This window comes from Dolichospermum sp. FACHB-1250 (assembly GCF_014696335.1).
GTDB lineage: Bacteria > Cyanobacteriota > Cyanobacteriia > Cyanobacteriales > Nostocaceae > Dolichospermum > Dolichospermum planctonicum.
The window spans coordinates 145878-153601 of sequence record NZ_JACJPZ010000002.1 but is presented as its reverse complement, the minus strand read 5'-3'; the positions used below and the strand labels follow the sequence as shown (position 1 = coordinate 153601).

General features: G+C 36.7%; 4 protein-coding genes. 2 read left to right on the top strand and 2 right to left on the bottom strand.

Annotation, left to right across the window (positions count from 1 at the left end; genetic code table 11):
• Positions 1 to 70 precede the first annotated feature (70 nt).
• Complete coding sequence (locus H6F39_RS01440) at positions 71 to 688, bottom strand: hypothetical protein (protein WP_190396065.1); 618 nt, start codon at positions 686 to 688, stop codon at positions 71 to 73.
• A 285-nt stretch (positions 689 to 973) separates the two neighbouring features.
• A complete protein-coding gene (locus H6F39_RS01435; RefSeq protein WP_137906479.1) occupies positions 974 to 3547 on the bottom strand; it encodes a M1 family metallopeptidase in 2574 nt (857 codons plus the stop codon).
• Positions 3548 to 3988: 441 nt separating this feature from the next.
• Between H6F39_RS01435 and H6F39_RS01430 the strand changes: the two genes are divergently transcribed.
• Together H6F39_RS01430 and H6F39_RS01425 are read left to right on the top strand one after the other, a co-directional pair.
• Positions 3989 to 5638, top strand: a complete 1650-nt coding sequence (locus tag H6F39_RS01430; RefSeq protein WP_137906478.1) for a DUF3352 domain-containing protein — start codon at positions 3989 to 3991, stop codon at positions 5636 to 5638.
• Between the two features lie 157 nt (positions 5639 to 5795).
• Positions 5796 to 7577, top strand: coding sequence for a M61 family metallopeptidase (locus H6F39_RS01425; protein ID WP_137906477.1), 1782 nt, complete (start codon positions 5796 to 5798; stop codon positions 7575 to 7577).
• Positions 7578 to 7724 lie beyond the last annotated feature (147 nt).

Genomic DNA, 7724 nt, shown 5'->3' with positions numbered 1-7724 from the left:
GAAATAGTTGATAAAGTTATTTCTGTTGCTCTCGATTTGATGAATCCTCAACATTTAAAAAATTGGTTCACTAATTGTTGTTACTGTACCTCATAACACCGGGAAGTGCTGTATGAGATTCTAAAGTTTGAGTAATCGCATTTTCTCTAGTTTTTTCTAAAGTTTTAAATCTAAATACACCAGAACGCCACGCCCAAAAATCAGGGGCAAATTTAGCTAACCGGTTAATAGCGTAATCTGGTAAAATAAATAATATAGGATAAGGAACGGTTTTTTTATAAGCGTCTCTGACAAAATTCAAATCTTGTAAAAAGGGTGGATATTCACCAAACACACCAATAGATTTTTCTAAACCTTGAATAATTAATACTAACTTTTTATTTGCTTCTTTCTCAATTTTTGCTAATTCCTGAATAATAGCATCACGTAAAAAGCGCAAATTAGGATCAGCAAATTTGAGAATTACAAATTGAATTTCCTCACATTGGGAATTTGTTTTTAATGCCTCAATTAATAACTCTCCGTGAGGAGGGAAATTAATCTCAATAAATCCCAAAGTAAACTTTTCCGAAAAATCTATAAATGTCAATAATTCCGCCAAAATATCTTGATTTAGAGCGATAAATTGCCCCAATTCGGCGTTAAAATCATGTTGTAATTTCTGCCAGTGCTTTTCGGAATAATTCATTTTGCATCACCACTGGGTTAGGATAATTCCATCGGTTATCGCCATTGTATTCTAAAACAGTGGAAAGTTAGATTGATTCATAGATAAAGTAATATATTTAGGAATCTCAAGGAGTCAAATTGAATTTTAGTTGATTCCTTGCCATTTTCGTGATCCTGATTAAGAAAAAGAAAGTTACACTACTTGAAGTAATAACTACCTAACGATAATTATAGCGGGCAGGATGCCCGCACCACAAGATTTAGCCACGTCAGGATTGTAGAATTTAGCTGGGTAACAGCTTATTTACTTTGATTTGGCTTCTAGATTTTCCAAACGGCTTTTCAATTCCTGATTTTGCTGTTTGATTTGATCTAGTTCCTCCCGTAATTGCTTCAGGGTTTTGTCTGTGCCAATATTCTTTTGCACTTTGGCTATTTCTTCTTCAGCGTAGCGACGGACGCGCCCATCTGCGGTTTGATTCGCTAAAGATTGCAAAATGGCGATCGCTTTTGGGGCTTCCATTTGTCCCAAGGCTGTCAAAACTGCTACCTGAGTTAAAAAGAAAGTCTCTCTGGCAATTTCCGATAATCGATCTAAAATCCTTTCTATATTAGCAGGAGTTTGGCCAGTGGAAATTTTCCCGACAGCGCGAATTGCGGAGAGCCGTAAGGGTTGTGGTACACCTATTTTTGTGTATTCTAGTATTAAATTTAAAGCTGCTTCCGAGGCTTTAAATTCAGCTAAACCAGCTATAGCTCCACTACGAACTACTTCATTCCAACCCGCTCTTTCCTCTAATACAGATTTTAGCAGTTTAATTACTTTATCTTCATGGGGTTTATCTTCTAAATGCGCTGCTGCTATAGCCCCAACAGTTCTACAAGCGGCAGCTTCTACATAATAGCTCTCATCCCCATCCTGGACAAAACCCTTTACAGCCTTATAGCTATTATGAGTTTTTATTTGTGATAAAGCACTAATCACGGCTCGACGCACAAATGGACTAGGATCATTTAAGCCAACTAGCAAACCATCAAAGGCTTGATCTAGTTTAATTTCTGCTAATTGTTTAGCAGCTTCAACACGCACACCCCAGAATGTATCATTTTTCAAAGCAGAGGATAGAGCTTGAGTTGCTTCTAATCCGCCTTTTTTCGCTAAAGCTTCTGCTGCATAAATGCGAGAAATGGGGTGGGGATCAAATTCTAACTGGGCTTTCAATTCAGAAATTGGGTATTCTAAAGTAACGGTTTTTAAGTAATTATTCCCCACATCAAAACTAATAAAATCGGGTTTTTCTGTTAAAGGAAAGTAAAAACTTTGTTCTTTGTCATGTACCCGCACGGTAAAAGTTGTTAGCTGTGGATTTTCCTTATATCCAAAACCAATAGGAATTTTGAGATTAAATAAATCCTTACTTTCGGCTTTAGCTTGGGTTTGGGTGACTGTCACCTTAGCCAAATTTGCATCACTATCCCAGGAATAAGCTAGTTTAAAGTCAGGATGACCACCGCGAAAGACATATTGATCAAAAAGGAAAGCCAAATTCCGTCCAGTGGCTTTTTCAATGGCTCTTAATAAATCTATAGTTTCCACCGTGCGGTGAGCATTGTCCTGGACAAAAGTTTGGATAGCTGGCCAAAATAACTCATCTCCTAATTCTGCCCGAATCATGTGATAAACACAAGATCCTTTTTCATAAATATGGCGGTCATAAAGTTCGATGGCTTCTCGGTAAACATGAGTTACCATTGGCCTACGGTAGCGACTGCTATCTTCATTGAAATAACTTCGCGCTTCCGATAAGCGGTAATATGCGGCTTCTTGGGGACCATATTCCTGTTCTGTCCACATTACCTCGGAATAGGAAGCCATACCTTCCTTAATCCAAGCGTGAGACCAATGTTTAATGACTACCAAATCTCCAAACCATTGGTGTGCGAGTTCGTGGACGACTAAAGTTTCAGTATTACGGTTGTCTAATATGGCTCGTTCGTCTAGTAAGCATCTGTCAGTTAATAGAGTGGTGGAAGTATTTTCCATTCCTCCAAAAATAAAGTCATCTACACAAACTTGAGCATATTTGGGGAAAGGGTAAGGATAACCATACTTTTCGCTTAAAAACTCAATCATTTGGGGAGTTTTACCCATGCTGCGTCGAGCGTCTGCAATTCGTCTCTTTTCGACGTAATAGGTAACGGGTTTATTATGCCACTCATCCCGAATTTCCGCAAAGTCACCAACGGCCAAAGTCATTAAGTAAGTAGGATGAACTTGTTGTTGTGACCAATGGTAGCTGTTATGTTTTCCTTCTTCTACCATGTCAATTATTTCCCCGTTGGAGATAGCAACTAGGGGTTTAGGAACACAAACGCGAATTTCTGAAGTTGATAACTGTCCCGGGTAGTCGAAACAAGGAAACCAGTAGCGAGAGTCTTCGTCTTCTCCTTGAGTCCAGACTTGGGTGGGTTTGTCGGGGTAGTGTTTGTCTGGTTGAATAAAGTAAATTCCCCGCTGGGGTTTTTCAGCACAGTAATTAATCGCAATTATCAGACGAAGACCGATTTTTGTAGGTTGTGATAGGTGAATACAGAGCTTTTCCCCATCATATTCAAAATTTTGCTCAACTTCATCCACTTGTACCGATTTAATCTGGAGATTGACAGCATCCAAAGTTAACCTATCAATACCATTACGAATCGGTAATAAGCGAATACTACAAGTTCCGTAGCATCTTTGGTTGGGGATATCCAAACTCAGATCCAAAAAAATATGTTCTACCTGTCCGGGTCGGTCAGGGTTATAGTGTGGTTTTGCTCCTGGTAACTCAAACCGTTTATGTCCGGTTTTTTCGATATCAAAATGAAACTGCGACATTGATTATTACTAGCCTTATAGTCCTGAACCGTCTAGAGGAATGTGAGTTGTTGCTAAAGCAATAAGATATCATTTGCGGATTCAATTCTAACCATAGAGGAGTATTATTTAAAGCTAATTACAATTTATTGGTGAGCATAAACTCCAGATTTTATCGGTAAATACGGTTAATTTAACGGAAATTAGTCATAAAAAATGGTTAAAGCTTGAAAACCGATGAGTTAAAGTTTTTCTACCACTTGATTGTAAACTGTGTTTATGATCGGGGTGTGTTTAACTCTTTTATACTCAATATACCATATCTGCTGGCATTAAGTAAACTGAGAAAAATCTGAAAATATACTTGATTTCCATCTGTTCTGGATTGGAGGAATCTCCAGCCACCCATTAGTATTTCATATCATCTGTCACAAATTTCAATAAAATCAGGATAGTTCACCAATGTCTGACAAGAAATCATCGTTTTTAATTCCTGTAATTGGTACTGCTGTAATCTTAGCAGGGGGTATAGCAGCTTATATATATCTTAAGAGTAATACAGATAGCTCTAGCCCTTTAGGCAGTGCTAAATTAGTACCACAAACCGCATTAATGGCAACTTATATTGACACTAATCCTGAAGCCTGGAATAAGTTGCACCAATTCGGTACACCTGAAGCACAGAAATTACTGACAAAAAGGTTACAGGCTTTTAACCAACAAATATGGAATGATAGTAATATCTCCTACGAAGCAGATATCAAACCTTGGGTTGGTGGTGTGATGATTGCGGTACTACCACCAGATGAAAAAAAGACACCTCCTATTAACTTAGGCTCACCCCCTGCACCAAATATTTTATTAGTAGTAGGTATTAAGGACAAAATAGCTGCGCTGAAATTTGCTAATAAGTTAAAAGATCAAAAAAACATCACAGCTAAGGAATCAGACTATAAAGGTGAAAAAATTATCGAAACCAAAGGTCAAGGTCAACCAAAATATACAACCGTTTTGAATAATGACCACTTACTGTTAACAGTAAATAGACAAACTGTAGAAAAAGCCATTGATACCTATAAAGGTGAACCTTCCTTTGCAACTAAGGAAGGTGCATACGATATTCTCAGCCAAGGTGTGGATGTTAAAAATAGTCTGGCTCAAATTTATGTCCCTGATTATGCCAACATGATACAAAAATTAAATTCCCAGTCTAAACAATTACCTCCCCAATCTCTGGCACAAATTAAGCAGGTGAAATCATTGGTAGCAGGTATGGGAGTAGATGATGCAGGACTGAGATTAAAAGCAACTGTGAATTTAGATCCCCAACTGAATAAATTTGAATATCAAACTACTTCAGCAAAAATTGTGGGACAATTTCCTAGTGAAACCTTCGCTTTAGCTAGTGGACAAGGTATTAGTAAAAGTTGGCAAACTTTTGTGCAACAATCTCAAGATTATCCTGAATTAAATCAAGGAATCCAACAAGCTCGGACACAACTAAAAACTGCACAAATTGATTTAGATAAAGATATTTTTGGGTGGATGAATGGAGAATTTGGCTTAGGTGCTGTAAAATCTAATCAAGGTTTATTAGCTAATGTCGGTTTTGGAGGTGCATTAGTATTAGATACAAGCGATCGCAAAACTGCTGAAGCCACTCTCACTAAACTTGATAATCTTGCTAAACAACAATCTCTCAATATTGCCCAAAAAAATATCGGTGGTAAAAACATTACAGAATGGCAAATTCCCCTACAAGGCGCTCTTGTTTCCCATGGTTGGCTAGATAATGATACTGTATTTCTAGCTATTGGCGGACCAATTGCGGAAACTCTAGCAAATCGTCAAGGTACAGCACTTGATCAGACTGATACCTTTAAAACTGTTACGGGTTCTTTGCAAAAACCCAATGGTGGTTATTTCTATTTAGATATGGACAAAACCACCGCCATAATTGAGCATTTATCCGCCCAAAGTCAACCCCTAACTCCAGATGCTACTGCTATCTTAACTTCTATGCGTGGCGTTGGTGTGACTGTGAATAGCCCTAGTAAATCAAAGACTGAAATGGAGATGTTATTTTCTCTCAAACCTGCTAAAGAGAAATAATACTCATTTTATCTAATTCATACGCGTAATCATGAATTACAGAACTTATACAAAACAGTGGGGGTAATTCATGAATTACCCCCACCAAGAAATAGAGAATAGGAAACAGAGTTAAAAATCTTTTGGTGTATGTTGACAATTTTATTCCTGAAACAAGATGACTAAACCAAGCGCACTACGTTTAAATGCTCAACTTCCAGAAATATCTCCCCAAATTCATTATTTAGTGGCAATGTCCCAACCAGAAATCCATCTGTTTGAAGTCACATTACACATTGTTAATTATCCTTCAGAAATTCTTGATTTAAAAATGCCAGTGTGGACACCTGGATCATATTTGGTGCGGGAATATGAAAGAAATTTACAAGATTTTACCGCTTTTGCTAATACTGAAAATTTACCCTGGCGAAAAGTTAGTAAAAATCATTGGCAAGTAGAAAAAGGTGATATTTCTCAGGTAACTATATCTTATCGTATTTTCGCCAATGAACTATCAGTAAGAACAAATCATTTAGATGCCACTCACGGTTATTTTAATGGTGCAGCACTGTTTTTCAGACTCCCTAATTGGGAGAATTTACCCTTAAAAATAACTGTGATTCCCCCTCACCCCCAATGGCAAATAACCACTGCTTTACCAACTGTTTCAGAAACAAAAAATACTTTCTTAGCCGCAGATTTTGATACTTTAGTTGATAGTCCTTTTGAAATTGGTTGTCATCAATTATATAAGTTTGAGGTTTTGGATAAACCCCATGAGTTAGCAATTTGGGGAAAAGGTAATTTTCAACCACAAACAATGATTAATGATTTCCAAAAAATCATTGAAGTAGAAGCACAAATGTTTGGTGGTTTACCTTATGATAGATATGTGTTTTTACTGCATTTATTTCAGCAAGCTTTTGGTGGTTTAGAACATAAAAATTCTTGTTCTTTAATTTATCAAAGATTTGGATTTCAGACTCCAGATAAATATGAGCCGTTTTTACAATTAGTTGCCCATGAATTTTTTCATTTATGGAATGTGAAAAGAATTCGTCCCCAAGGTTTAGAAATATTCGATTATGATCAGGAAAACTATACACCATCTTTATGGTTTTGTGAGGGAACAACCAGTTATTATGATTTAATTATTCCTTTACGGGCAGGTATTTATAATACTCAGACATATTTAAACTATTTGAGTAAGGAAATTACCAGATATTTAATGACTCCCGGGCGCAAAGTACAACCTTTATCGGAGTCAAGTTTTGACGCTTGGATTAAACTTTATCGTCCAGATGCTAATAGTGGTAATTCCCAAATCTCCTATTATTTAAAAGGGGAAATGGTATCACTTTTGTTAGATTTATTAATTCGCGTTAATCATGAAAATAAACGTTCTTTAGATGATGTCATGCGGCAAATGTGGCAGCAATTTGGCAAGGCAGAAATTGGTTATACTCCTGAACAATTAGAGGAGGTAATTGAATCTGTAGCAGGTATGGATTTAGGAGATTTCTTTAAACGTTATCTTCATGGACTCGAAGATTTACCATTTAATCAATATTTGCCACATTTTGGTTTACAATTAGTAGAAGAAAAGAACGAAGAACCTTATTTAGGTGTGAGGATAAATAGCGAAAATGGTCGAGAAATAATTAAATTTGTGGAAGCAGATTCACCAGCACAAAAAGCAGGAATTGATCCGGGAGATGAATTATTAGCTATTGATGGAATTAAGGTAGGAAATCAGTTAAATGCACGATTGAAGGATTATCAAGCAAATGATTTGATCCAAGTTACTGTTTTCCATCAAGATGAATTGCGGACTTATTCTATCACCCTAGCAGCACCAATTCCTGGTAAATATCAACTTAAATCTGTGGAAAATCCCTCTTCTAGGGAAATGGAGAACTTTGTCGGTTGGTTAGGTGTACCGCTGTCAACTATTCAGTAATATCATAGATAAAAATGTCTGAATCAGGATATCCAGGATTTCAGAATGATCAGGATGAAAAAATATAGATAATTAAATCAAATCCCGGACATTCTCAAATCTTGTAAATCCCAATTCAGATCAATTAATTCTTGAGAAAAAATAATT

Coding starts and splice junctions, on each gene's coding strand:
- H6F39_RS01440 (WP_190396065.1), bottom strand. CDS start 688: ATGAATTATTCCGAAAAGCACTGGCAGAAATTACAACATGATTTTAAC.
- H6F39_RS01435 (WP_137906479.1), bottom strand. CDS start 3,547: ATGTCGCAGTTTCATTTTGATATCGAAAAAACCGGACATAAACGGTTT.
- H6F39_RS01430 (WP_137906478.1), top strand. CDS start 3,989: ATGTCTGACAAGAAATCATCGTTTTTAATTCCTGTAATTGGTACTGCT.
- H6F39_RS01425 (WP_137906477.1), top strand. CDS start 5,796: ATGACTAAACCAAGCGCACTACGTTTAAATGCTCAACTTCCAGAAATA.